The organism is Pelomonas lactea (genome assembly GCF_043555885.1).
Lineage (GTDB): Bacteria > Pseudomonadota > Gammaproteobacteria > Burkholderiales > Burkholderiaceae_C > Pelomonas > Pelomonas lactea.
On record NZ_JBIGHX010000001.1, the window covers coordinates 897,324 to 917,828 of the forward strand.

26 protein-coding genes are annotated in these 20,505 nt (G+C 71.1%); 9 read left to right on the forward strand and 17 right to left on the reverse strand.

Features of this window, described 5'->3' with window-relative positions; genetic code table 11:
* The first annotated feature begins 171 nt into the window (after nucleotides 1-171).
* A complete protein-coding gene (locus tag ACG04Q_RS04010; RefSeq protein WP_394509537.1) occupies nucleotides 172-459 on the forward strand; it encodes a hypothetical protein in 288 nt (95 codons plus the stop codon).
* A gap of 9 nt (nucleotides 460-468) precedes the next feature.
* Here ACG04Q_RS04010 and ACG04Q_RS04015 read toward each other — a convergent pair whose 3' ends face one another.
* The 3 genes from ACG04Q_RS04015 to ACG04Q_RS04025 all read right to left on the reverse strand — a co-directional run bounded on the left by ACG04Q_RS04015 (nucleotide 469) and on the right by ACG04Q_RS04025 (nucleotide 3,450).
* A complete protein-coding gene (locus ACG04Q_RS04015; protein ID WP_268166510.1) occupies nucleotides 469-1,245 on the reverse strand; it encodes a DUF2306 domain-containing protein in 777 nt (258 codons plus the stop codon).
* A gap of 142 nt (nucleotides 1,246-1,387) precedes the next feature.
* Complete coding sequence (gene recQ / locus ACG04Q_RS04020; RefSeq protein WP_394509538.1) at nucleotides 1,388-3,277, reverse strand: DNA helicase RecQ; 1,890 nt, start codon at nucleotides 3,275-3,277, stop codon at nucleotides 1,388-1,390.
* A complete protein-coding gene (locus ACG04Q_RS04025) occupies nucleotides 3,274-3,450 on the reverse strand; it encodes a hypothetical protein (protein WP_394509539.1) in 177 nt (58 codons plus the stop codon). Before ACG04Q_RS04025 ends, recQ begins: the two co-directional genes overlap by 4 nt.
* A gap of 91 nt (nucleotides 3,451-3,541) precedes the next feature.
* Between ACG04Q_RS04025 and ACG04Q_RS04030 the strand changes: the two genes are divergently transcribed.
* Nucleotides 3,542-4,027: a cupin domain-containing protein gene (locus ACG04Q_RS04030; RefSeq protein WP_394509541.1), complete on the forward strand. Its 486-nt coding sequence runs from the start codon at nucleotides 3,542-3,544 to the stop codon at nucleotides 4,025-4,027.
* Nucleotides 4,028-4,046: 19 nt separating this feature from the next.
* Here the strand turns inward: ACG04Q_RS04030 and ACG04Q_RS04035 are convergent, their stop codons facing one another.
* The 6 genes from ACG04Q_RS04035 to ACG04Q_RS04060 form a co-directional block, all read right to left on the reverse strand.
* On the reverse strand, nucleotides 4,047-4,466 hold the full coding sequence (locus ACG04Q_RS04035) for a hypothetical protein (protein WP_394509542.1): 420 nt from the start codon (nucleotides 4,464-4,466) through the stop codon (nucleotides 4,047-4,049).
* A 177-nt stretch (nucleotides 4,467-4,643) separates the two neighbouring features.
* Complete coding sequence (locus ACG04Q_RS04040) at nucleotides 4,644-4,862, reverse strand: SlyX family protein (protein ID WP_394509543.1); 219 nt, start codon at nucleotides 4,860-4,862, stop codon at nucleotides 4,644-4,646.
* A 162-nt stretch (nucleotides 4,863-5,024) separates the two neighbouring features.
* Nucleotides 5,025-6,059, reverse strand: coding sequence for a hypothetical protein (locus tag ACG04Q_RS04045; protein ID WP_394509544.1), 1,035 nt, complete (start codon nucleotides 6,057-6,059; stop codon nucleotides 5,025-5,027).
* A gap of 293 nt (nucleotides 6,060-6,352) precedes the next feature.
* Nucleotides 6,353-7,132 (reverse strand): head GIN domain-containing protein, encoded by a 780-nt coding sequence (locus ACG04Q_RS04050; RefSeq protein ID WP_394509545.1) that lies wholly within the window; start codon nucleotides 7,130-7,132, stop codon nucleotides 6,353-6,355.
* 134 nt (nucleotides 7,133-7,266) lie between these two features.
* Nucleotides 7,267-8,007, reverse strand: coding sequence for a LytR/AlgR family response regulator transcription factor (locus ACG04Q_RS04055; protein ID WP_394509546.1), 741 nt, complete (start codon nucleotides 8,005-8,007; stop codon nucleotides 7,267-7,269).
* Nucleotides 8,004-9,095, reverse strand: coding sequence for a sensor histidine kinase (locus tag ACG04Q_RS04060; protein WP_394509547.1), 1,092 nt, complete (start codon nucleotides 9,093-9,095; stop codon nucleotides 8,004-8,006). Before ACG04Q_RS04060 ends, ACG04Q_RS04055 begins: the two co-directional genes overlap by 4 nt.
* A 160-nt stretch (nucleotides 9,096-9,255) precedes the next feature.
* Between ACG04Q_RS04060 and ssb the strand changes: the two genes are divergently transcribed.
* The 3 genes from ssb to ACG04Q_RS04075 all read left to right on the forward strand — a co-directional run bounded on the left by ssb (nucleotide 9,256) and on the right by ACG04Q_RS04075 (nucleotide 11,357).
* Nucleotides 9,256-9,813: a single-stranded DNA-binding protein gene (ssb, locus tag ACG04Q_RS04065; protein WP_394509549.1), complete on the forward strand. Its 558-nt coding sequence runs from the start codon at nucleotides 9,256-9,258 to the stop codon at nucleotides 9,811-9,813.
* 295 nt (nucleotides 9,814-10,108) lie between these two features.
* Nucleotides 10,109-10,372, forward strand: coding sequence for a PEP-CTERM sorting domain-containing protein (locus ACG04Q_RS04070; RefSeq protein ID WP_394509550.1), 264 nt, complete (start codon nucleotides 10,109-10,111; stop codon nucleotides 10,370-10,372).
* A gap of 136 nt (nucleotides 10,373-10,508) precedes the next feature.
* Nucleotides 10,509-11,357 (forward strand): PEP-CTERM sorting domain-containing protein, encoded by an 849-nt coding sequence (locus ACG04Q_RS04075; RefSeq protein ID WP_394509551.1) that lies wholly within the window; start codon nucleotides 10,509-10,511, stop codon nucleotides 11,355-11,357.
* Nucleotides 11,358-11,423: 66 nt separating this feature from the next.
* Here the strand turns inward: ACG04Q_RS04075 and ACG04Q_RS04080 are convergent, their stop codons facing one another.
* On the reverse strand, nucleotides 11,424-12,392 hold the full coding sequence (locus tag ACG04Q_RS04080) for an AraC family transcriptional regulator (protein WP_394509552.1): 969 nt from the start codon (nucleotides 12,390-12,392) through the stop codon (nucleotides 11,424-11,426).
* A 74-nt stretch (nucleotides 12,393-12,466) separates the two neighbouring features.
* On the opposite strand from ACG04Q_RS04080, the gene ACG04Q_RS04085 reads away from it, so the two are divergent.
* On the forward strand, nucleotides 12,467-13,708 hold the full coding sequence (locus ACG04Q_RS04085; RefSeq protein WP_394509554.1) for an MFS transporter: 1,242 nt from the start codon (nucleotides 12,467-12,469) through the stop codon (nucleotides 13,706-13,708).
* 16 nt (nucleotides 13,709-13,724) lie between these two features.
* Here ACG04Q_RS04085 and ACG04Q_RS04090 read toward each other — a convergent pair whose 3' ends face one another.
* Nucleotides 13,725-14,237, reverse strand: coding sequence for a hypothetical protein (locus ACG04Q_RS04090; RefSeq protein WP_394509555.1), 513 nt, complete (start codon nucleotides 14,235-14,237; stop codon nucleotides 13,725-13,727).
* Nucleotides 14,238-14,489: 252 nt separating this feature from the next.
* Between ACG04Q_RS04090 and ACG04Q_RS04095 the strand changes: the two genes are divergently transcribed.
* The 3 genes from ACG04Q_RS04095 (at nucleotide 14,490) to ACG04Q_RS04105 (ending at nucleotide 16,366) form a co-directional block, all read left to right on the forward strand.
* Nucleotides 14,490-15,254: a SapC family protein gene (locus ACG04Q_RS04095; RefSeq protein WP_394509556.1), complete on the forward strand. Its 765-nt coding sequence runs from the start codon at nucleotides 14,490-14,492 to the stop codon at nucleotides 15,252-15,254.
* 217 nt (nucleotides 15,255-15,471) lie between these two features.
* Entirely contained in the window at nucleotides 15,472-16,152 is a 681-nt protein-coding gene (locus ACG04Q_RS04100) for a sensor histidine kinase (RefSeq protein WP_394509557.1), read from the forward strand.
* A 34-nt stretch (nucleotides 16,153-16,186) separates the two neighbouring features.
* Nucleotides 16,187-16,366 carry a helix-turn-helix domain-containing protein gene (locus tag ACG04Q_RS04105; RefSeq protein WP_394509558.1) on the forward strand — a complete coding sequence of 60 codons (180 nt, stop codon included), beginning with the start codon at nucleotides 16,187-16,189 and terminating at the stop codon, nucleotides 16,364-16,366.
* Between the two features lie 57 nt (nucleotides 16,367-16,423).
* Here ACG04Q_RS04105 and ACG04Q_RS04110 read toward each other — a convergent pair whose 3' ends face one another.
* From ACG04Q_RS04110 to ACG04Q_RS04135, 6 genes are all read right to left on the reverse strand, one after another.
* Nucleotides 16,424-16,954 carry a hypothetical protein gene (locus tag ACG04Q_RS04110; protein ID WP_394509559.1) on the reverse strand — a complete coding sequence of 177 codons (531 nt, stop codon included), beginning with the start codon at nucleotides 16,952-16,954 and terminating at the stop codon, nucleotides 16,424-16,426.
* 57 nt (nucleotides 16,955-17,011) lie between these two features.
* Nucleotides 17,012-17,425 carry an SMI1/KNR4 family protein gene (locus ACG04Q_RS04115; RefSeq protein ID WP_394509560.1) on the reverse strand — a complete coding sequence of 138 codons (414 nt, stop codon included), beginning with the start codon at nucleotides 17,423-17,425 and terminating at the stop codon, nucleotides 17,012-17,014.
* Between the two features lie 542 nt (nucleotides 17,426-17,967).
* A complete protein-coding gene (locus tag ACG04Q_RS04120) occupies nucleotides 17,968-18,570 on the reverse strand; it encodes a hypothetical protein (RefSeq protein WP_394509561.1) in 603 nt (200 codons plus the stop codon).
* A complete protein-coding gene (locus ACG04Q_RS04125) occupies nucleotides 18,563-18,784 on the reverse strand; it encodes a hypothetical protein (protein ID WP_394509562.1) in 222 nt (73 codons plus the stop codon). Before ACG04Q_RS04125 ends, ACG04Q_RS04120 begins: the two co-directional genes overlap by 8 nt.
* A 79-nt stretch (nucleotides 18,785-18,863) precedes the next feature.
* Nucleotides 18,864-19,265, reverse strand: a complete 402-nt coding sequence (locus ACG04Q_RS04130; RefSeq protein ID WP_394509564.1) for a hypothetical protein — start codon at nucleotides 19,263-19,265, stop codon at nucleotides 18,864-18,866.
* Nucleotides 19,246-20,454, reverse strand: a complete 1,209-nt coding sequence (locus ACG04Q_RS04135) for a LysM peptidoglycan-binding domain-containing protein (protein ID WP_394509566.1) — start codon at nucleotides 20,452-20,454, stop codon at nucleotides 19,246-19,248. Before ACG04Q_RS04135 ends, ACG04Q_RS04130 begins: the two co-directional genes overlap by 20 nt.
* Between the last annotated feature and the right edge of the window lie 51 nt (nucleotides 20,455-20,505).

Sequence of the window (20,505 nt, forward strand, 5' to 3'; positions counted from 1 at the left end):
CAGTATCCGCGTTAGCCGTGACAGGCCGGCCACGCGTCGCCCACAAGCGTGACGATGGCCCTCGTCGCCCCCAGCCGCAATTCATCCGCGGAATCCGACAACCTATCGCAAACCCCAGGACGGGCAAACCCTAGGCGAGCACAGTCACGCTCACCAAACCGGGAGAGCACCATGAACCGCATCAGCACCACCAGCCACCGCGTCGCCACCCGCCTGCAGGCGGCCAGCGCCGCTGCCCTCGTCGCCCTCGTGGCGCTGACCGGCGCCGCGTGGATGACGCTGACGGTGCCGGCCGACGACGTGCCGGTGGTGCAGCTGGAGCGCGTGGTTGTCGAAGGCCGGCGCGCCGGCACCCAGGTGGCCGAGGTGCAGCAGCTGCCGCGCGTGGTGGTCACCGGCCGCCGCGACCCGACGGCCGACGGCGCCCAGCTGGCCAGTGCCGGCAGCACGCTGAACTGAGCGCCGCGGCTAGACCAGCCGCGGCAACCACATGCCCAGCGTCGCGCCGAAGATGCCAACGGCCGTGGCCACGCTGAGCAGCACCAGCGCGAGCGCCAGCACCAGCCCCCGGCCGCGCGCGCGCAGGTAGAGCTCCAGCACCGCCAGCGGCAGCAGGAACTGCGCGAAGTTCATCGCCGTCACGAAGGGCCCGGTGAAGGTCTTGGGATCGAAGCCCACGGGTGCCTGCCAGATCAGCATCCACAGCATGAAGCCGACGCGGAAGAACCACACGCCGTTGGCCGCGATGAACAGCCGCAGCGCCCAGCGCCGGTGCGCCTCGAACTGCCGCGCCCGCGCATGCCGCCAGGCCAGCGCCGCGAAGGTGACGATGAACACGCCGTTCAGGCTGGTGGCCAGCTGCATGGTCACGCCGCCCACGGTGCCGCGCACCCAGATCAGGTAGAAGCCGCTGACGGTGCCCAGCAGGGCGCCCGCAAGGAACACGCGGCCCAGCGTGCGGTGCACGGCCGGCATGCGCCGGCGCAGCGGCGGGATGAGCTGCAGCACGCCGATGCCGGTCATCAACAGCGCGAAGACCAGGTGCAGGCTCAGCATCGCGTTGCCCAGCCCGTCGCCCGCCACCCAGCGCGATTCGCCCGGCGGCCCGCCCAGCGCGGCGCGCCCGTAGCTGACGCCGATGTACAGCGCAAAGATGGCCAGCCCCGTGGCGGCGACGAGGTACCAGAGGCCGGCAGCGGCCGCGACCGGGCGGCTGGGCCGGCCGGCGGAGGTGAAGGTGTCCATGGCGAAGCTCCGTGATGCCGTTGCGACGCGCGGCATTCTTCGGAGCCATCGCTGGCGGGTCGCCCGGCGGCCGACGGGCTGCAGCCCGGATCGGACGAACTGCGCGGCAGCCGGACAGGCCGGCGGCGCGGCGGCGTGGCGGCTAACGCCCCAGCACGCGCAGGATCTCGCTGCCGTAGGCTTCCAGCTTCTTGGCGCCCACGCCGCTGATCTCGCCCAGCTCGGCCAGGTCGGCCGGCATCTGCCGCGCCATCTCGGCCAGCGTGGTGTTCTGGAAGATCACGTAGGCCGGCAGCCCGTGCTCCTTGGCCACCTCGGAGCGCCAGGCCTTCAGCGCCTCGAAGCGCTCGGTGGCATCAGCGTCCAGCCCCAGCGCCGGGTCGGCCTTGGGCTTGGCCGTGCGGCCGGCCTTGGCCCCCTTGCCGCGCGGCTTCTTTTCCTCGGCCTCGCGCAGCCGGATCTCCACCTCGCCCTTGAGCACGCCGCGCGCGCTGTCCTGCAGCGCCAGCGTGTGGAACTCGCCCTCGGCCGCCACATGGCCCAGCGCGATGAGCTGGCGCAGCACGGCGCGCCATTGCTGCTCGGACAGGTCGGCGCCGCAGCCCCAGGTGGACAGCTGGTCGTGGCCATGCTGCCGGGTCTTGTCCGTCACCTTGCCGCGCAGCACGTCGATGAGGTGGCCGGCGCCGAAGCTCTGGCCGCGCTGGTGGAAGCGGTAGATGCAGGAGAGCAGCTTGCGCGCCGCCTCGGTGGCGTCCCACGTGGCCGGCGGGTTCAGGCAGTTGTCGCAGTTGCCGCAGGGCTTGCTCTGCTCACCGAAGTACGCCAGCAGCCGCACGCGCCGGCAGTCCGTCGCCTCGCACAGCGCCAGCAGCGCATCGAGCTTGCCGCGCTGGCCCTGCTTGAACACCTCGTCCGCCGGGCTCTCGTCGATCATGCGGCGCTGGTTGACGACGTCGGCCAGGCCGTAGGTCATCCACGCCTCGGCCGGCGCGCCGTCGCGACCGGCACGGCCGGTCTCCTGGTAGTAGGCCTCGATGTTCTTGGGCAGGTCCAGGTGGGCGACGAAGCGCACGTCGGGCTTGTCGATGCCCATGCCGAACGCGATGGTGGCGACGATGACGAGGCCCTCCTCGCGCAGGAAGCGGTCCTGGTGGCGGCGGCGCACGTCGGCGTCCAGGCCGGCGTGGTAGGGCAGCGCATTGATGCCCTCGCTCTTCAGCCACTCGGCGGTTTCTTCCACCTTCTTGCGGCTCTGGCAGTAGATGACGCCGGCCTCGCCGTCGTGGTCGTCCTGGATGAAGCGCAGCAGCTGCTCGCGCGGCGAGCCGTTCTTCTCGACGATGAGGTAGCGGATGTTGGGCCGGTCGAAGCTGCTGATGAAGACGCGCGCATCCTGCAGCTGCAGCCGCTGGATGATGTCGGCCCGCGTCAGGTCGTCGGCCGTGGCCGTCAGCGCGATGCGCGGCACCTCGGGGAAGCGCTCGTGCAGCAGGCTCAGCTGCAGGTACTCCGAGCGGAAGTCGTGCCCCCATTGGCTGACGCAGTGCGCCTCGTCGATGGCGAACATGCTCAGCAGGCCGCGCTCGCGCAGGCTCTCCAGCTGCGCCAGGAAGCGCGGGGTGGTGAGCCGCTCCGGCGCGGCGTACAGCAGCGTCAGGCGCCCGCTCATCATCTCGCGCTCGACGCGGCTGGCCTCCTCGCCAGTGAGGCTGCTGTTCAGGAAGGCGGCGTGCACGCCGGCCTCCTCCAGCGCGCCGACCTGGTCGTGCATCAGCGCGATCAGCGGGCTGACGACGATGGCCACGCCCTGCCCCCGCGTGTGGCGCAGGATGGCCGGCACCTGATAGCACAGGCTCTTGCCGCCGCCGGTGGGCATCAGCACCAGCGCGTCGCCGCCGGCGGCCACCTGCTCGACGATCTCGGCCTGCTGGCCGCGGAAGGCGGTGTAGCCGAAGACTGCTGACAGGACCTGGTGCGCTGCGGATTGCAGGTCGTCGGTGGGGCTTGGAAGATGCACGGGCGGGTTCATTCAACCTGGATTCGGCAGTGGGGCGCGCCCGAGGGGCTGGCGAGGCGCGCTGATGGCAAGGCGCGACGACGAAGTGGGCTCCAGCCCACGAGAAGGAGCAACGCCGCCAGCGGCGCGAAGCGCCAGACCAGCGGGCGTGCAGCGTTGTTCACCGACGTGGTGAACGAGGCCATGGCCGAAAGTGTTGATTGGACAAGCATTCCGATGAGTAGCAAGCGGCCCACTGCCGAATGCAGGTTCAACGATTGTCCCAGGAGCTTTTCGATGCCCACCCCTGCAGAGCTGCGCGAGCGGCTGATCCGCAACTTCAACGACGTGCCGCGCGAGCGCTTCCAGCGCGCGCCGCTGTACGACAGCGAGGCCGCCAGCCTCACGAAAGGCACCGCCGCCCGCCAGCTGGGCGCCAGCGTCGACACCGTCGCGCCCGGCCAGATGAGCTGCCCCTACCACCTGCACCACGCCGAGGAGGAGATGTTCATCATCCTGCAGGGCGAGGGCACGCTGCGCGTGGCGGGCGAGCGCGTGCCCGTGCGCGCCGGTGACGTCATCACCATCCCGCCCGGGCCCGAGTACCCGCACCAGCTCATCAACACGTCCGACGCGCCGCTGCACTACCTGTCCATCAGCACCCAGGTGCGGCCCGAGGTCTGCGAGTACCCGGACTCGGGCAAGGTGGGCGTGTTCAGCGACGGCCTGCGGCTGCTGCAGCGCCGCGAGGCCGGGCTGGACTACTGGGACGGCGAGCCCTGACGGCGCCGGCGGGCCCGGCTCAGGCGCTGGCCCACTGACGGTGGCCGCGCAGCGACGAGGCGGGGTCTTCCACCGCGGCGGTGCGCCGGATCAAACGCACCGCGCGCGGCTGTCGCCCGGTCCGCAGCTCGGCCGACACATCGCGCAGCACCACGACGCCATGCTGCCGCTGCCACGACGCCCACAGCCGCGCCGCGTGCTCGTCGTCCCCCGGGGCGCCGGACAGCGTGTACCGGCTGCCCGTCTTCGACTGCGCACCACCCCCGGCCGGGTGGACCTGCGCCAACGCGGACGAGACCTTCACGCTGTGCTCGCCGCTCACGCAGCCGACGAGGTGCCAGGACGGCGCGTCGTACTGCGGCACCTGCACTTCCCAGGCACGCCAGCGCACCAGCACGAGCCGTGGGGTGGTGTCGACTTCAAGCGGCAGGACGATCATGGCAGCGGGGGCGGGCGAGGCGGCACGCCGGGCGGCAGCTCCGCGCGGCAGCCGCGCCGAGTGCCGCGGCCAACGCGGTCTCTGGATGACGATGCCCGCAGTCTGGCCCGCGCCAGGCCGGTGCCGCCTAGGACCGCAGGCCGACCGCGCTGTAGGACCGCACGCCGCCAGCGCCGTTCAGTAGTGCGGCGGCAGCTCGTCGCGCAGGCTGCGCACCCCGCCCGGCTCGGCCGCCGAGGTCCGGTCGCGCAGCTCGACGAGCTCGCGGATCAACCGGTCGATCTGCGCCTGCTGGCGCACGACGACAGCATTGAGCTGCTCGACGGTGTCCTCGGCGAAGCTGGCCTTGATCTCCAGGTCCGTGAGGCGCTTCTCGAAGTCGTTGGGGGTGTCCATGCGGCATTGTGTCGCTGACGGCCAACTGCCCCATCAGGGCCAATACAGCACGAGTTGACGAGCCCAGCATCGCCAGCCCCCCGGCTTGCGCTCAACGCCGACAACTGGGCCTGTAGCTTAGGCGTCTAGAACCTGAGGCAACGTGGCGTTGTTGGACATGAATCAGTCTCCCTGTTTTGGAATGAGGACGGCATCAACGAATTTGCGACTGGTATCTTGCGCGGCCCCCGGGATTGAAGGGCATATCTGCGATCTTCTGCTGCCGGCGTGCTCCCAAGGCCTTCGGCTTGTCGAAGTCGCACCGAATCCGGAGTCCCATATGTAACGTGTGAGCTGCGCAATCACCTCACCTGTTTGCTTATCAACGACTTTCAATACGGTTCCCGCTACCCACAGCTGCCGATCCTCTGGATTCACGATGTCTTCGTAGTCCAACGCGTACTGCGTCGCAGAGGAAGCTATGGCGATCAGCTTGGGCGACTTCCCCCAGAGGTTTGTACCTGGCGGATATGAATCAAGTTGCGCGCGAAATCGGCTCCCTTTTCCCGGATCCAGATACTCGATAAAGCGATAGCCACGCTTCAGCGGGTACTTGGAGCCCGCATCGAAATCAGGCGTATTGAGGGTGCCGCGCTCCTGCGGATCTCGCCAATCAATGGACTCCGTCATCAGGAACTGATTGATATAGTCATTGCCGCGATACTCAACCGCAAGTGCCGCCTCGGGATACATCGGATCGAAATATTCTCTTCCGCCCCAGGGAATCGGCTGCCGGATCTTCGTCAGCTCGATCCCTTCCACATCGGTGACCGTGCGCCTGATGACCACACCCGCTGTTTTGCACCGCTCCTCGAACAGCGCCTTGGCTTTGGCGTAGCGTTCCTGTGCGGCTCTGCGGGCCTCGGCTTCCGGCCCAAAAGGTACGCCAGCACTGCAGCCAGCAAGGACGCCGAGTAGAGGTACAGCGAGTGCGAGTTTTCTGAATATCTCCACAGCGTGCCGCAATGCCTTGCTTCGTGGCGTGCAAAACATGGCCCCGAGATGGAGATCGATGCGCGGAATGTCCACCTCACTCGCTGTGAATGAAGCAAATAGCGTCATGCTGCTCTCCCAAAAATCAGCAAGATCGGGGTCAAACCTCAAAGACAAAATCCAAGCCTGAAGTGGCCAACTTGACGACAAGCCGCGCAGAACCATCCCGGCGTTCGCCCCCGGCAATGACGCGGCAGGGTATAGATTCGAGAATCGGCCCTGATTTTTGAGATCTCGCCACCTCAGCCCCAGTTTTTCTGCCCAAGAACGCTCCTCACTGCGCCATCAAGGTACCGCGCCGGCCGGGACCGGCTGCGTCAAGCAGCGCCCAGGAACGCCGGCCACGGTACGCCCTGTCAGCATGGCTTTTAGCCACAGAACCTCATCGGAATACTGTTCTTGGATTGCCGCGGAACTTGGGACCGCGTCTCAAACCTGCCCCCAGCGCCCCCAAACGCTCAGCGCTTCTCGCCCTTGCCCGAGATCGTCCCCATCCCCGACACCGACCGCTGCACGCTGGGGTTGCCGAAGTAGTCCACCGTGCCGATGCCGGAGATGTGGGCGGCGAGGTCGTCCGTCACCCACAGCACGACGTTGCCCAGGCCGCTGACGTTGACGCGGGCCTTCTGCGCCTGCAGGCGGTCGGCGACGACCTTGCCCTTGCCGGAGATCTGCAGCGCCAGCTCGTCCACGCGGCCGCCCAGCTGGCCGTCGCCGGCGCCGCTGATGCCAAAGGTGAGCTGGCGGGCCTGCACCTGGTCCAGCCGCACGGCGCCGGCGCCGCTGATGGTCAGCTTGAGCTGGTCGGTGCGCAGCGGGCCGGGCGCGTGCACGTCGCTGGCGCCGGAGACCGACAACTGGCGCAGCTGGCGAACCTCCACCTGCACGAACAGTTTGCCGCTGTGCCAGAACTTCCAGCCGCCGCCGGGGCGGATGACCAGCATGCGGTCCAGCAGCTCCACCTCCACGCCCTTCTGCGCCTCGGCGTCGCCGGCAACGAAGGCCTGGTCGCGCTCGCCCTGCACCAGCACGACGCGGGCGGCGCCGGCCAGCTCCAGGCGGTCGAACTCGCCCGGCGCGTAGACCTTGCCGGGCCCCGGCGGCAGCGGCGGCACGGGGGGCTGCGGCGCGGCCGCCGGGGCGGGCTGCGCGGGCGCGGCGGGCGGGGCGGGCGGGGTCTGCGCGAGCGCGGCGCCCGCCGCGACGCCAAGCGCCAGCAGCAGCGCATGGCGGACCACGCGCCGGGCCGCTGCCCAGGCGGCCCGCCCTGAGGCGGCCTGCGGCTCAAGGCCGTGGGCAGCCTCGTCCCCTCGGGGGACCGATCGGGCTGGCCGGCGTTCAGCGCGGCAAGACTGGGCGAGGGGCGCGTTCCTCATAGCGACTGCTCCCGCAGCATCTTGGACACCTCGCGGTTGGCCGTGATGCGCGTGCCGTCGCGCAGCTGCACGACGAGCTGCGAGTTCTCGTCGGGCGTCAGGCTGTCGACGAAGTCCAGGTTGACGATGCAGCCGCGCTGCACGCGCAGGAAGCGCGCCGGGTCCAGCCGGGTCTCGAAGTCGGCGATGGGCAGGCGCACGAGGAAGCTGCGGCCCCTGGCGGTGATGGCGGTGTACTTGTTGTCGGAGCGCAGGCACTCGATGTCGGCCACCTGCAGCGGGAAGATCTTGCCCTGGTCGCGCACCAGCAGGCGGGTCAGCGGCGCGTCGTGCGGGGCGCCCAGCGCCTGCGCGACCTCGGCCGTGCTGGGCGCGGCGCCGCGCAGCGCGTGCGCCACGGCCTCGTCGAAGCGCTCGCGCGAGAAGGGCTTGAGCAGGTAGTCCACCGCGTGCAGCTCGAAGGCGGTCAGCGCGTGCTGGTCGTAGGCGGTCGTGAAGATGATGCGCGGCTGGTGCGCGTCGCCCTGCAGCGCCTGCACCACCTGCAGGCCGGTCAGGCCCGGCATCTGGATGTCGGTCAGCACCAGCGCGGGCCGCAGCGCGCGGATCTTCTCCAGCGCGTCCTCGCCGTCCTCGCAGACAGCCACCAGCTGCAGGCCCGGTGTGGCCTTGACCCAGTCGGCCAGCGCCTCGGCGGCCAGCGGTTCGTCTTCGGCGATGAGAACGGTGGTGGTCATGTCTGTGGGATGAAGAGGTCGACGCGGAAGCCAGCGCCGGGGGCGGTATGGATGCGCAACCGGGCCTGGCCGCCATAGTCCAGCGCGAAGCGCTTCCTCAGCGCCGCCAGGCCCACGCCGCGGCGCTGGCCGGGCCTGGGTTCCAGCGCGTCGGGCTCGCAGCCGGGGCCGTCGTCGGCCACGGCCAGCTCCAGGCCCTGGTTGAGCGCATTGCGGCGCGCGGTGATGGTGACGGTGCCGCCGGCCTTGCGCGGCGCCACGGCGTGCAGGATGGAGTTCTCGACCAGCGGCTGGAGCGTGAGCGGCGGCAGCTCGTCGGCCAGCACGCGCTCCTCCAGCTGCCAGTCCACGCGCAGGCGCTGGCCCAGGCGGAGCGCCTCCAGCGCGAGGTAGTCGCGCAGGAAGTCGATCTCGTCGGACAGCATGACGCGGTCCTCGGCGCCGCGCTTGGTGTCCAGCACGTAGCGCAGCATGGACGCGAACTTCAGCAGCGCGGCCTCGGCGCCGGCGGGGTCCTTGCGCGTCAGCGCGATCAGCGAGTTCAGCGTGTTGAACAGGAAATGCGGGTTCAGCTTGCCGCTGATGGCCGACAGCTCGGCCTTGGCCAGCGCGCTCTCGGCCTGCGCCGTGGCGACGGCCGCCGCCCGCGCCGCGCGCGCCTGCAGCACGGCCGTGAAGGCGGTGGCGATGGCCGCGTACAGCACCAGCCCCCACACCGTGCGCCACAGCAGCCCGGCCACGAGCACGGCGCCGGCGTGGTCGGCGCCGAACAGCACGGCGTTGACGCCGAACTCGCCCGCCTGCCACAGCGCCGAGAACGCCACCGCCGCCAGGATGTGGGCCATCGCGTTGGCCGAGCCGGTCGCGTCGCTGGCATGCAGGCGGCGCGCCACCGGCCACACGGCGATGCCCAGCAGCATGGGCGCCCACAGCATGGTGGTGGCCTGGTAGACGGCCAGCCAGAACGGGTCCAGGCCGCGGTCGAACTCGCTGCCGGCCAGCACGAACAGGCACCAGGCCAGCACGCAGGCACCGGCGTACGACGCCCAGAGGCGGCGGTTGCGGTGACGGGGGGCCGGCGTGGTCATGGCTTTCATCTTAGGGACGGCCGGCGCCCGCCCGCAGGGCGGGGAGACAAAGTGCGGGGGCCGGGGTGCGGGATGCGGTCTGCGGGGTGTTGCTGACAGGGGCGGCAAACCCCGCCCGGCATAATTCGCGCCCTTCCCCATCGAAATTCAGGCGAGCGTCATGGCCAGCGTCAACAAAGTCATCATCATCGGCAACGTCGGCAAAGACCCCGAGGTCCGCTACAACCCCAGCGGTGGCGCCTGGTGCACCGTGAGCATCGCCACGACCCGCAACTGGAAGAACCGCGAGACGGGCGAGCGCCAGGAAGAGACCGAATGGCACCGCGTCGTCTTCAACGACCGCCTGGCCGAGATCGTCGGCGAGTACGTGAAGAAGGGCCGCCCGCTGTACGTCGAGGGCCGCCTGAAGACGCGCAAGTGGCAGGACAAGGAAGGCCGTGACACCTACACGACCGAGATCATTGCGCAAGAGATGCAGCTGCTCGGCGGCCGTGACGGTGGTGGCGGTGACGAAGGCGGCGGTGGCGGCTACAGCCGTGGCGCTGGCGGCGGCGGCGGTGGCTACAGCCGCGGTGGCGATGCCGGCGGCGACGACTTCGGCGGCGGCCGCCCGGCAGCCCGCCCGGCTGCGGCCCGCCCGGCGCCCCAGCGCGCCCCGGCTCCGGCGCCCAAGGCGTCGACCGGCTTCGACGACATGGACGACGACATCCCGTTCTAAAAAGTACCCCCAGGACGTTTGTCAACAAAAGGCCCGCGGCGCTGTGCGTCGCGGGCCTTTTTGCTGGGCGGCTGCGGCTGGCACAGCCGCCCGCCGTGGCAGGGTCCGCACCATCCGCACTCCCCGCGCCCCACACAGGGGCGCCGCGCGCCGGCGTCCCGGCGGCCTGCACCGCCGGCCCACCCCGCGCTCCCCCGGGGCGCCCACCCATTCACGGGGTTCCGCCCGCCGGCTGGCATGGAAGCAGCTTGTTGCACTGCACAAACCCATCCAGGCCCCACGGAAGGAGGACCCCATGCATGCGAAGACCCTTGCTGCCCTGGCTGCGGCCGCCCTGCTGGGCAGCGCCGCGGCGTCCGCCACGGTGCTGACGGCGGCGCCGGACACGGCCACGTTCGGCGGCGCGTCGGCGGCCGGTGTGGCGAACCTGACTGCCAACCCCGCCCCCAGGCCCGCCGGCGCCAGGCTGCCGGCGCCGGTGCCCGAACCCGAGACCTATGCGCTCATCCTCGCCGGCCTGCTGTTCGTGGGTCTGCGCATGCGCGCGCAACGGCCATGAACCGCGCCGCCCCCCGAAAGGGAGGATTTCCTCAGTAGAAACCCCCGACCTGCAGGGGGCCGCGTGACGAAATCGGCAGCGACCTCCCCTATCCTGCCGCGCTCACAAGATCAACAGATTGTTTAGGGGGGAACCCATGCGAATCAACACCATCCTCACGTCCGCCCTGGCCGCCGCAGCGCTGCTGGGGGCCTCCGCCGCCTCTGCTGCGGTTGTCACCGTCACGCCGGGCGCGGCCGCGTTCAACGGCGTGTCGGCCGCCGGCGCCGCCACCACGTCGGCCACGACGAACAACGTCGTCACGAACAGCACCTACGCGTCGACGACCACGACCAAGACCGAGAAGGACGTCGTCATCGCACCGACGCCCACCAGCGCAGGCCAGGCCTATGTGTACGAGGTGACCACGGTCAACACCAAGCGCACCGACACCGTCGGCTCGCTGGACGGCTTCTCCTGGTCGCAGAGCCTGACCGGCAACACGCCGGGCAACGAGTTCGTGACGTTCGCCGGCACGCTCAACGCCACGCAGGCCATCAACGCGCAGCTGTCGCTGTCCAGCGTGGGCACCTACACGCCCGAGACGTCGCCGTTCGGCAGCAGCGTGCCGACGCTGCCGTCGTTCTATGTGCGTTGGGGTGGCAGCACCACCTGGTCGCTGCTGGGCGCGTCGAGCAGCACCGATGCCCTGACCAGCAGCTTCGCCAGCGGCGCCTACACGTCGGCGAGCCTGGACGCCGGCACGCCCAAGAGCTTCGAAGTGGCCGTGTTCGCGGGCAGCAATGTCAACCTGAGCAGCTTCAATCTGTATGTGTCGTCCAGCCTTTATGGCGTGCACAACGAGGTCGTCGACCTGGCCCCGACCGTGACGCGCACGCTGGTGGGCGCCGAGCTGCTGGCCCCCGTGCCGGAACCCGAAACCTACGCGCTGTTCGCCGCCGGCCTGCTGTTCGTCGTCTCGCGACTGCGCAACCAGCGCCGCTGATCACGCCGCACGCGTCCAGCCAGCAAAGGCCCGAGGCACACGCCCCGGGCCTTTTTGCTGGTGGCCTCACCCGGACCGGGCCAGGCTCGGCGCATGGCCGATGACGCGCTTGAATGCGCGACTGAACGAGGCCTCGGATTCATAGCCCAGGCGCTCGGCCGCGGTCGCCACGCGCATGCCGTCCTGCGCGATCCAGCGCCGCGCCTGGAACATCTTGACCTTGGCGACGTAACGGGCCGGGCTCTCGCCCAGCGTGCGCGTGAACGCATCGGCGAAGCGCGATCGCGACGCGCCCATCAGCCCGGCCATCCGCGCCACACTCCAGTCGCCCTCGGGGTCGGCGTGGATGGCGGCGATGACCTTGCCGATCCTGGGGCAGCGCACGGCGGCCACCCAGCCGGTGGCGTCATTGCAGCCGCACTCCACCCAGGCGCGGATGATGCTGGCCGCCAGCGCATCGGCCAGCCGCGCGAGGATGCCGCAGGCGCCGATGCGGTCCAGCGCCACCTCGCGTTCCATCGCGTCCAGCAGCGCGGGCACCGTGGCGTCCCTTGCGGCGAGATCGCCGGTCAGCATGACGGGCGGCATCATTGCGATCAGCGGATGCAGCGGATCGAGGTTGAAGCGCAGCGTGCCGGAGAACATCACATCGGCCGGCACGCTGCCCTCGGCGCCGCCGCCGGATGGCGCGCCGACGAGATAGAGGTTGTCGGCCACGGCCACGCGGGCGAGCGAGTCGATGTCCACCGTCGGCACGTCGGGCGAGCTGGCCAGGATGTGAAAGCTGCCGTGCGGCAGCAGCACCGCGTCGCCGGGCTTGAGCCTCACCCAGTCCGTGCCCGCCGTACGCAGCCAGGCGGCGCCGCTGGCGAGGAAGTGAAATCGCGCCGCCGCCTGTGCCGGAAAGGCCAACGCCCAGGGCCCGCGCATCAGGCAGCGGCCGTACTCCACGCCGTCCAGTCGCAGGCCCAGCAACACCTGAGTCAACGTGTCGGGGCCGGCCAGCGCGGTCACACTGGAGAAATCGTCAAGCATTCAGGCTCTTTCGGCATGGAAACGCCCAAATGCTAGCCCTAGCATGACGCCGTCAGCCACTCAGGGTCTCTTCGGTGTCCTCCTCTTCCTGCTCCCGCGGCCTCGACGGTGGCGCCAGCGCCGCCGCCGCTGCGGCGCCCCAGACCGCCACGACAACCGCCGCCCGCTGGCCCGCCGTGGCGTCGCTGACGATGGGCGTGTTCGGCCTCGTCATGGCCGAGTTCCTGCCCGCCAGCCTGCTGACGGCCATGGCAGCCGACCTTGGCGTCAGCGACGGTGCTGCTGGCCAGGCGGTGACGGCCACGGCGCTGGTGGGCGCCGTCGCGGCGCCCACGCTGCCGCTGCTGACGCGCCGGTTGGACCGCCGCGTCGTCATGCTGGCATTCACGGGGCTGCTGCTGCTGTCCAACGCGATCGCCGCCACGGCCGGCAGCCTGCCGATGCTGCTCGTAGCACGTGTGATGCTCGGCGTCGCGCTGGGCGGTTTCTGGTCCATGTCGGCGGCGCTGGCGATGCGGCTGGTGCCCGGGCCTCAGTTCGCGCGGGCGATGTCCGTCATCCTTGCGGGCGTGTCGGTGGCCACCGTCTGCGCGGCCCCGGTGGGCGCGTGGATGGGCGACCTGTGGGGCTGGCGCAGCGCCTTCATCGCGGCCGGCACCGTCAGCCTCGTCACGCTGGCCGTGCAGGCGCTCACGCTGCCGGCGCTGCCGCCGCGCGACAGGCCGGACCTGCGCGTGCTGGGCGAACTGCTGCGCCGCCCGCAGGTGCGCATGGCGCTGCTGGCGGTGCTGCTGGTCGTCAGCGGCCACTTCGCCGGGTTCACCTACATCCGGCCGCTGATGGAGCAGGTCACGCACCTCTCGGTCGGCACCATCTCGGCCGTGTTGCTGGGCTACGGCGTGGGCGGCTTCTTCGGCAACGTCGCCGGCGGCTGGCTGGCCGGGCGCAGCGAGCGCCAGGCCATCGTGGCAGGCGGCGCGCTGATCGCCCTGCTCGCCGGGCTGCTGCTGGTGGCCGGCGACTCGGTGCCCGTCACGGCCGTCGCCGTTGCCCTGTGGGGCTTCGCGTTTGGCGCGCTGCCGGTGGGCTTCCAGACCTGGATCGTGCGCGCCGCACCCGACCAGGCCGAGGGCGCCGGCGGCCTGCTGGTGGCGGCCTTCCAGGCGGCCATCGCCAGCGGCGCCGTCGGCGGCGGGCTGCTGGTGGACCGCCTCGGTGCGCTGGGCGGCCCCGGCTTCGCCGTCGTGGCGCTCACGCTGGGCACGCTGCTCACGTTGCGGCATGGCCCGCGGGCCGCGCCCCGGGACGCCGCGTGAACGCCGCGGCCCGGCCTCACCAGGTGGCGGCGTAGGTCAGCGTCACGCGGCGCGCCTGGGGCTTGAGCATCAGCCGACTCTGCCTGCCCAGCTGGTAGCTGAACGCGCCGCGCAGGCCGGCCACACCTTCCGTCTTGGAGCGCTCGAACGCCATGCGGGATGCCCAGCCCGTGTCGCGCTGCCAGACCGGCGCCTCCACACCACCGCTCAGGCGCTGGGTCAAGCTGTAGCTCACGCCGGCCCACAACGCTTCCCGCACCGCAGCCTGGGGGCCCAGTTGCACCGGCGAGCGCACTTGCTGTTCCAGGCCGACCTGGTAGCGCCAGCGGGAGCGCTCGCGCTGGCGCGCCAGCCACTGCGGGTCGCGCCAGTTCAGCTCGGGGTCGGGCGCGGCAGACGCCGTCAGCGTGGCCGCCTGGCCGGCCAGCGCGGCGCTCGTCGTGGCGCCGGTGTAGGTCACGTGCTGCGCCTGAGCCGCGGCGGCGCAGGCCAGGCAGATGAGTGCGGCGATGAGCGGGCGGGGTGTCATGGCGGCAAGGACATCGGCGGGAGGGGTGAAGTGATGATGGGCGGCGGCCGCCGCGCCGGTTGTCGGCCCGAGGCGGCGATGCCCATCGGACAAGCACACGCGCCGTTCGACCTTCCCGCCGGCACCCGTCGGCGCCGGCCTACAGCCGCCGCCCCGCAGCCGCCGCGCGGCTCCCACGAACGGGGGACAGCCGCTGCGCGCGGCGGCACGGTTTCAGCAGAATCACGTTTCCCCCCAGCCCCGCGCCGCACCATGAAGACCCTGCTCATCTACGACGACCTCGTGGCCCTGAACCGCGACCAGCACCGCACGCTGAAGCTGGCGCCGCCGGCCCAGCCCTTCGCGTTCGCGCGCGGCACCAACTCGGTGCTGATCGCCGGCAGCGAGCTGCCGCTGGCGGCGCTGGACTTCCCCTGCGTGTTCGTCGCCGCGGCCGACGGCCACAGCCTGGCGGCCCTCGTGGGCCTGCGCGACCACGAGAACCTGTTCGTGCAGCCCGACGGCGGCTGGGCGCGCGGCGCCTACCTGCCGGCGTTCTTCCGCCGCTACCCCTTCGTGCTGGCCGAGGCCGACGGCGACGCCAACTTCACCGTCTGCCTGGACCGCGCCTGCGCCGGCCTGAACGCCGACAGGGGCGAGGCGCTGTTCGACGCCGAAGGCCGCGAGACGCCGTGGCTGGAAGAAATCAAGCGCTTCCTGCTCAGCTTCCGCCAGGAGATGACGGCCAGCCGCGAGTTCGCCAACCACCTGGCCGCGCTGGAGCTGCTGCAGGACGGCGTCATCGAGTACACGCTGGACGGCCAGAAGAGCACGCTGCGCGGCTTCAAGACCGTCAACGAGGCCAAGCTGCGCGCGCTGGACGGCGCCACGCTGCAGGACCTGGCCGCCCGCGGCTGGCTGGGCTGGGTCTACGCCCACCTGCTGTCCATCCAGCAGGTGCAGCGGCTGGCCACGCGGCTGGACGAGCGCCGCGCCCAGGACGCCGCCGAACGCGACGCCGCCGCCGCGACGCACTGAGCGCCGCGCGCGGCGGGCGGGCGCTTCCGGCCGCCGCCACCCGAGCGACTGACAAGAATCCCCTACACCGGATGCGTGGCAGGGCCGCGTGGAAACGTGGACAGTCGGAGCCTGGCCACGACAGGAGACGAGCCATGCGCGACCACGGTCCCATCCCCCGGCAGCAGCGCCCGGCGCCCGGGTGCGTGCGCCGCCACCTCGGAGTGCGGCGCGCCGCATGAACGCGCCGGCCGGCCCCACGCCCGACGAGCTGGCCCGGCTCAGCCGCCGCCTGCTCGAACAGGAGCGCCAGACCAGCCGCCGCCTGGCCCACACGCTGCACGACGAGCTGGGCCAGACGCTGGCCGCGCTGCGCCTGCACTGGGAGGCCTGCCGCGGGGCCGCCACGCCGGCGCAGGGCGACATGGAGGCACGCATCACCCACCTCGTCGTGCTGGCCAACCGGCAGGTGCGCGCCATGCTCGCCGAGCTGAGCCCGCCGCTGCTGGACGAGCTGGGCCTGGCCGCCGCGCTGGACAACGAGATCCGCCAGCAACAGGGCGCCAGCGGCGACCCGCGCGTGGCACTGCGGGTGGCGGGCACCGCACAGCTGCAGCGCTGGCCGGCCGACGTGGAATACGCCGCCTTCATGATCGTCCGTGAGGCGCTGCAGCGCGCGCTGCACGGCGAGGGCTGCGCCACCGTCCACGTCAACCTGGACGGCGACGATGGCTTGCTGGAGCTGCAGGTCACCGGTGAAGGCGGCGCCCCCGCGGCGCAGGCGCCGAGGCCGGTGGGCATGCGCGAGCGCGCGCTGGCCATCGGCGCCAGCCTGCACGTGGACGACACCGCGGGCCAGGCCAGCATCGTCGCCCTCACCTGGATGCCGCCGGTCGACGAGCCACCTCTCCCTGATTGACCACCACGCCATCCTGCGCGACGCCCCGCGCCTCGTGCTCGAAGCCGCGGGCCAGCAGGTCGTCGGCAAGACACCGCCCCTGTCGCCGAAGTCCGTGGACACCTACCGCAGCCGACTGATGAAGAAGCTGGGCATCAACGACATCGCCGGGCTGGTGAAGTGGGCGATCCGGGGGCGGTCGAGCTGGATGACGGCTGACGGCGAATGCCCCTGAGTCGACGGTCGCCTGCCTCAAGCCGCTTGCCGGGAAGCGGTCGCCCGACGTTCGCGCTCAGCGGGCGGCAACGGCGTCAGCTGCAGCAAACGGTTGAACGACAGTGTGCCGAATCTGGCGCTGTGAAAAGCCGCTGTTGCCGACCAGGCGCGGAAACTGACTGCCATCAAGCGCGTTGCGCAGCCGCTCGCAAACGGCTTGCTGAGAAGCGCCGACCTGGATCTCACAGGCATTGAAGTAAGACCAAATGCGTCCAGCAACTTCGCCGATCCTGCTGCCCGAGCACCTGATGAACAACTCGATCAAGTCCAGCTGATCCGTCGGATCGTTGTAGGTGTCGATGGCTACTGCGTTGCCGTCGCTGTTGGCCCAGTCAAATACATGAACATCACCGCGGCCAGCACGAGTGCAGTCACTGAAATAGGCATTGGCGAGCGGCACAAGGTCGACACAGGCCCCCAGCGCATCAAAAACGGCCTGCAGCTTTGGATGATTCGCCTCCGGCTCATCGGAAACCGACGACCCTGTCATCAGGTCGCTCATCGAAACGACCAAACGAAATTCGGCACTGACGATCAGCGTCTTCAAGTTGCAGTTCAACGTGAAGATGAGCGGTCGCCGTAGGCGGTCCGCTCCAACGGCAGGTTAAAGCGCATGGCCGAGCCCTCTCGCCACATAGGCCATGAGAGATGAGGCCAGCCGATGCACGCCGCCAAAGTTATGGTCTTCTACGACCACCGCGCCCTCGCGGCTAATTGCCAACGGATTTCCCGCGCCATCCCAGCCAATGACGAACGCATCGTCAAGTCGCCACGCGTGCAGGCTCCGCTCGCGCCGGAATTTGGCGTGCGTATTAGCGAGCTGATCGACGCCATCCAACCACTCGCTCCCCACCGCTCCGCCGCCGAACTGCAACAAGAACTCGCGATACGTCGGCGGGATAGGGCCGTGTTGGCTCTCGAAAGCGTCAATCTGCGGCTGCGTCGCCGGCTGATAGCGGATGGACTCGGGCAGCTGCTTCCACGCCTGCAGGAGTTGTGCCGTGGTCGGTTGTTCCATGCGCTTTAACGTGTTGTAGGCGAATCGTTAACGATCCGCATAAGCTCGGGCGCATGGTCAAACGCCCCAGCAAGGCAGCCCATCCCCCGCCGACCCGCCGGATGGCAGTGGCCATGGCCGGCGAGGAGGGTGCGCGGGTGAGCGGTCTCCCGGCCTTGCCGCGCGATGCTCGCCAGCCTTTTGACGGGACGTCCTCGGGTGGTGGTGTGTCTTGGTCTTTGCACTTCGAGCCGAGCCCTCAGGACGTGCGCCAGTGGCGGGTCTATCGGAATGGTGAACCCAGGATGGGCGCTGGCCTGGCGCGAGTATGGCGTGCCAGGCCGAGGGAAATGCTCCCTGCCTTGGGGCGCCGGCATTGGCGCTAACCCTGAATTGCCTGCACGCCGCCGGGCCGGCGGGCGGCAGATAGAGGGTCGCCCGCAAGCGGCCGTCGTCATCGGCCCACTCCAGGCCGGAAACAACCGCCCCCGCCCGTCGCACGCCACAGCGCCTCAACAAACAGCAGCGCCGAGCCCGTGCCCGCGAACGCCCCGGCCGTTTGATCAGCGCGCGCGAAGCACCGCGTCCGTGAAGGCCGCGCAGGCCTGGCCGGCGTCCGGGTGGCTGCGCCAGCGTTGCGCCAGCGCGCGCAGTGCGGCGCGCACCTCGCGGGGCATGGTGCCGTCCAGCGGGTCGTCGGCCACGGCGCCGAGGTGGTCGGCGTAGAGCCGGCGCGCGTCGGCGTCGCAGTCCATCAGCTCCAGCACGGCGCTGGCCAGCGTCTGGAACTGCTCCGCCCGCAGCTCGGCCGGGCCGCGCTGTTGTGGCCAGGCGGCCAGGCACAGGTATTCGATGGGGCCGAGGCTGCGGCGCTGGGCGCCGGGCTGGTGCGCGCCCCAGGCCGCGCGCGAGCCGCTGGGCAGGCGGCCCTGGCTGAGGGCCTGCATCAGCGTCTGCGCCACGGCCGCACGGGCGGCGTACTCGCCGCGCTGGTTCACCTCGGCCAGCACGCGCAGGAAGGCCGGGTAGAGCTGGTCGCCCAGGCCCAGGCAGACGGTTTCCATCAGCGCGACGGCGCCGTCCTGGCGGGGCCCGAGGTCGACGCAGCCGCTGATGAGCGCCTGCGCCGCGTCGGCCCAACGCGGCTGGGCCTGCAGCTCAGGCAACGAGGGCGGCGAGCACGCGTTCGGCGTGCTGCTGCACGGTCAGCCGCTGGGCGTCCGGCGCCACGTCGGCACGCAGCGTGGCGCCCCCGGCGGCGCCCAGGCCGTCCAGCCAGGCCGGTTCGCCGGTGCGCGCCGGCGCGGCGGGCGCACCCAGCGGACGCAGGGGCGCTGCGGAGAACAGCGAGGCGGTGGGTGACAGGGGCGCGCCGATCATGGCCGTCGGGAAGTGGGTGGAAGTGCGTTCAGCTTAGGGATACCGGGCCGCGCTGGCGACTGCGGCTGCCCCTAATTCGTCAGTCGGCGGTGCGGGCAGCGCCCTGCCCGGCCCATTCGCAGGCGGCGCCGCCGTAGCCGCTGCAGTCGCCCTCGCTGCGCGCGGTGACGCGGGTCCAGCGGTCGTCGAAGCTCAGCACCACGCGGCAGCTCTCGCTGCCGGGCTGCTTCACGTGCGGGGTGAGCACCAGCGTGCGCTTGCGCAGCTGCCCCTGCCCCGCGACGCTGGCGGAACAGGCGCCCTGCGTGACGGTGGCGCTGGCGGCGGCGTCACCACCCGCCACGTCCAGCACCACCACGCGCACCTCCAGCTCGCTGGAGCGGTAGGTGGCCTGCGCCCGTGCGTACTGCGCCTGGGCCGGCACGGCGGCCACCAGCAGCAGGCCCAGTGCCAGCAGGGCGTTAGCGCGGCTGCCGCGCATCGTCTGCGTAACGCTGGCCGGCGCGCATGGCGTCGCCCATGCGTTCGTAGGCGGCCTGGACCGTGATGCTGCCATCGCCATAAAGAGAGCTGTTGTTGCGGATGACGGCGTTGGAGAGCACGTCGTCGACGCGGGTGGTGGGGTCGGCGGCCAGCGCGCGCAGGAAGGTTGCGCCGTCGCCACCGCCGAGATTGTGCAGCGCGTAGACGTTGGCGACGTCGTCGGCGCCGCCCAGGCGCCGGCCGGTGGCGACGTTGTCATGCGTGAACTCGGCCAGCATGGCGGCCTGCAGGCCGGCGTCGTTGCGGTGCGCGTTGGCCTCGGCCGTGGTGAGCGTGGCGGCGTCGGCAATGCCGTACTCGGCGCCGTGCGTGCGCAGCATCTGGCGCCAGGTGCCGTCGGTGAACTGGCCCAGGCCGTGGGCGGTGCTGAGCGCCATCGTGCCGTCGAACTGGCGCACGGTGTTGCGCGAGGCATCACGCGCGACCGGCCGCGCGTCGGTGCGGAAGCCGGACTCGAAGTTGGCAATCATCGCGACGACACCGGGGTCCACGTCGGCGCGGCGGGCCGCGTCGACCAGCGTGTCGCGCTGCGCCAGCCAGCGGCGGTCGCGCGCGTTGTGGGCCTCGAAGCCGGCGGCACCGGCGGGGGCAGCCGGCCGGGCAGCCTCCGGGGCGGCGGGCTCGCGGCGCGGCGCCGCGGTGGGCGCCGTGGCCGGGGCGCGCGGATGCGTCGGCAGCGGCAGCAGCGACCAGAACTCGGCCAGCCGGGCCAGCAGCCCCGGGCCGGCCGCGGGCGGCTGCGGTGCGGGCGCGCTGGCGCCGCGCTGCGCCGGCAGCCTCAGCGAGTCGCCCACGTGGATGACGTCGGGGTTGCGCAGCTGCGGGTTGGCGGCCTGCAGCGCGCGCTGCGAGACCCCCAGCTCGCGGGCGATGGCGTGCAGCGTGTCGCCGGGGCGCACGACGTAGCGGCCGGTGTCGGGCAGCTGCAGCCGCATGCCCGGGTAGATCACATCGGGGTTGCGCAGCTGCGGGTTGGCCGCAAGCAGCGCCTGCAGCGACACGCCATGCTCGGCGGCGATGCGGTGCAGGCTGTCGCCGCGCTGCACGACGACGCCGGGGCCGTCGGCGGCCAGGGCGCCGGGGCCGGCGGCGGGAGCGGAGGAAGAGGCGCGGGTCAGGCTGATCATGGGAACCCCGGTGCGGTGATGCTGGATGCCTGCATTTCAGGACAGCGCCGC

Excerpts from the sequence above, each read along its gene's own strand:
- ACG04Q_RS04080 (WP_394509552.1), bottom strand. The coding sequence starts at position 12,392 with ATGCTTGACGATTTCTCCAGTGTGACCGCGCTGGCCGGCCCCGACACG.
- ssb (WP_394509549.1), top strand. The coding sequence starts at position 9,256 with ATGGCCAGCGTCAACAAAGTCATCATCATCGGCAACGTCGGCAAAGAC.
- ACG04Q_RS04030 (WP_394509541.1), top strand. The coding sequence starts at position 3,542 with ATGCCCACCCCTGCAGAGCTGCGCGAGCGGCTGATCCGCAACTTCAAC.
- ACG04Q_RS04090 (WP_394509555.1), bottom strand. The coding sequence starts at position 14,237 with ATGACACCCCGCCCGCTCATCGCCGCACTCATCTGCCTGGCCTGCGCC.
- ACG04Q_RS04125 (WP_394509562.1), bottom strand. The coding sequence starts at position 18,784 with ATGATCGGCGCGCCCCTGTCACCCACCGCCTCGCTGTTCTCCGCAGCG.
- ACG04Q_RS04100 (WP_394509557.1), top strand. The coding sequence starts at position 15,472 with ATGAACGCGCCGGCCGGCCCCACGCCCGACGAGCTGGCCCGGCTCAGC.
- recQ (WP_394509538.1), bottom strand. The coding sequence starts at position 3,277 with ATGAACCCGCCCGTGCATCTTCCAAGCCCCACCGACGACCTGCAATCC.
- ACG04Q_RS04045 (WP_394509544.1), bottom strand. The coding sequence starts at position 6,059 with ATGGTTCTGCGCGGCTTGTCGTCAAGTTGGCCACTTCAGGCTTGGATT.
- ACG04Q_RS04035 (WP_394509542.1), bottom strand. The coding sequence starts at position 4,466 with ATGATCGTCCTGCCGCTTGAAGTCGACACCACCCCACGGCTCGTGCTG.
- ACG04Q_RS04010 (WP_394509537.1), top strand. The coding sequence starts at position 172 with ATGAACCGCATCAGCACCACCAGCCACCGCGTCGCCACCCGCCTGCAG.
- ACG04Q_RS04025 (WP_394509539.1), bottom strand. The coding sequence starts at position 3,450 with ATGGCCTCGTTCACCACGTCGGTGAACAACGCTGCACGCCCGCTGGTC.
- ACG04Q_RS04060 (WP_394509547.1), bottom strand. The coding sequence starts at position 9,095 with ATGACCACGCCGGCCCCCCGTCACCGCAACCGCCGCCTCTGGGCGTCG.
- ACG04Q_RS04135 (WP_394509566.1), bottom strand. The coding sequence starts at position 20,454 with ATGATCAGCCTGACCCGCGCCTCTTCCTCCGCTCCCGCCGCCGGCCCC.
- ACG04Q_RS04130 (WP_394509564.1), bottom strand. The coding sequence starts at position 19,265 with ATGCGCGGCAGCCGCGCTAACGCCCTGCTGGCACTGGGCCTGCTGCTG.
- ACG04Q_RS04095 (WP_394509556.1), top strand. The coding sequence starts at position 14,490 with ATGAAGACCCTGCTCATCTACGACGACCTCGTGGCCCTGAACCGCGAC.
- ACG04Q_RS04015 (WP_268166510.1), bottom strand. The coding sequence starts at position 1,245 with ATGGACACCTTCACCTCCGCCGGCCGGCCCAGCCGCCCGGTCGCGGCC.
- ACG04Q_RS04040 (WP_394509543.1), bottom strand. The coding sequence starts at position 4,862 with ATGGACACCCCCAACGACTTCGAGAAGCGCCTCACGGACCTGGAGATC.
- ACG04Q_RS04115 (WP_394509560.1), bottom strand. The coding sequence starts at position 17,425 with ATGGAACAACCGACCACGGCACAACTCCTGCAGGCGTGGAAGCAGCTG.
- ACG04Q_RS04070 (WP_394509550.1), top strand. The coding sequence starts at position 10,109 with ATGCATGCGAAGACCCTTGCTGCCCTGGCTGCGGCCGCCCTGCTGGGC.
- ACG04Q_RS04075 (WP_394509551.1), top strand. The coding sequence starts at position 10,509 with ATGCGAATCAACACCATCCTCACGTCCGCCCTGGCCGCCGCAGCGCTG.
- ACG04Q_RS04055 (WP_394509546.1), bottom strand. The coding sequence starts at position 8,007 with ATGACCACCACCGTTCTCATCGCCGAAGACGAACCGCTGGCCGCCGAG.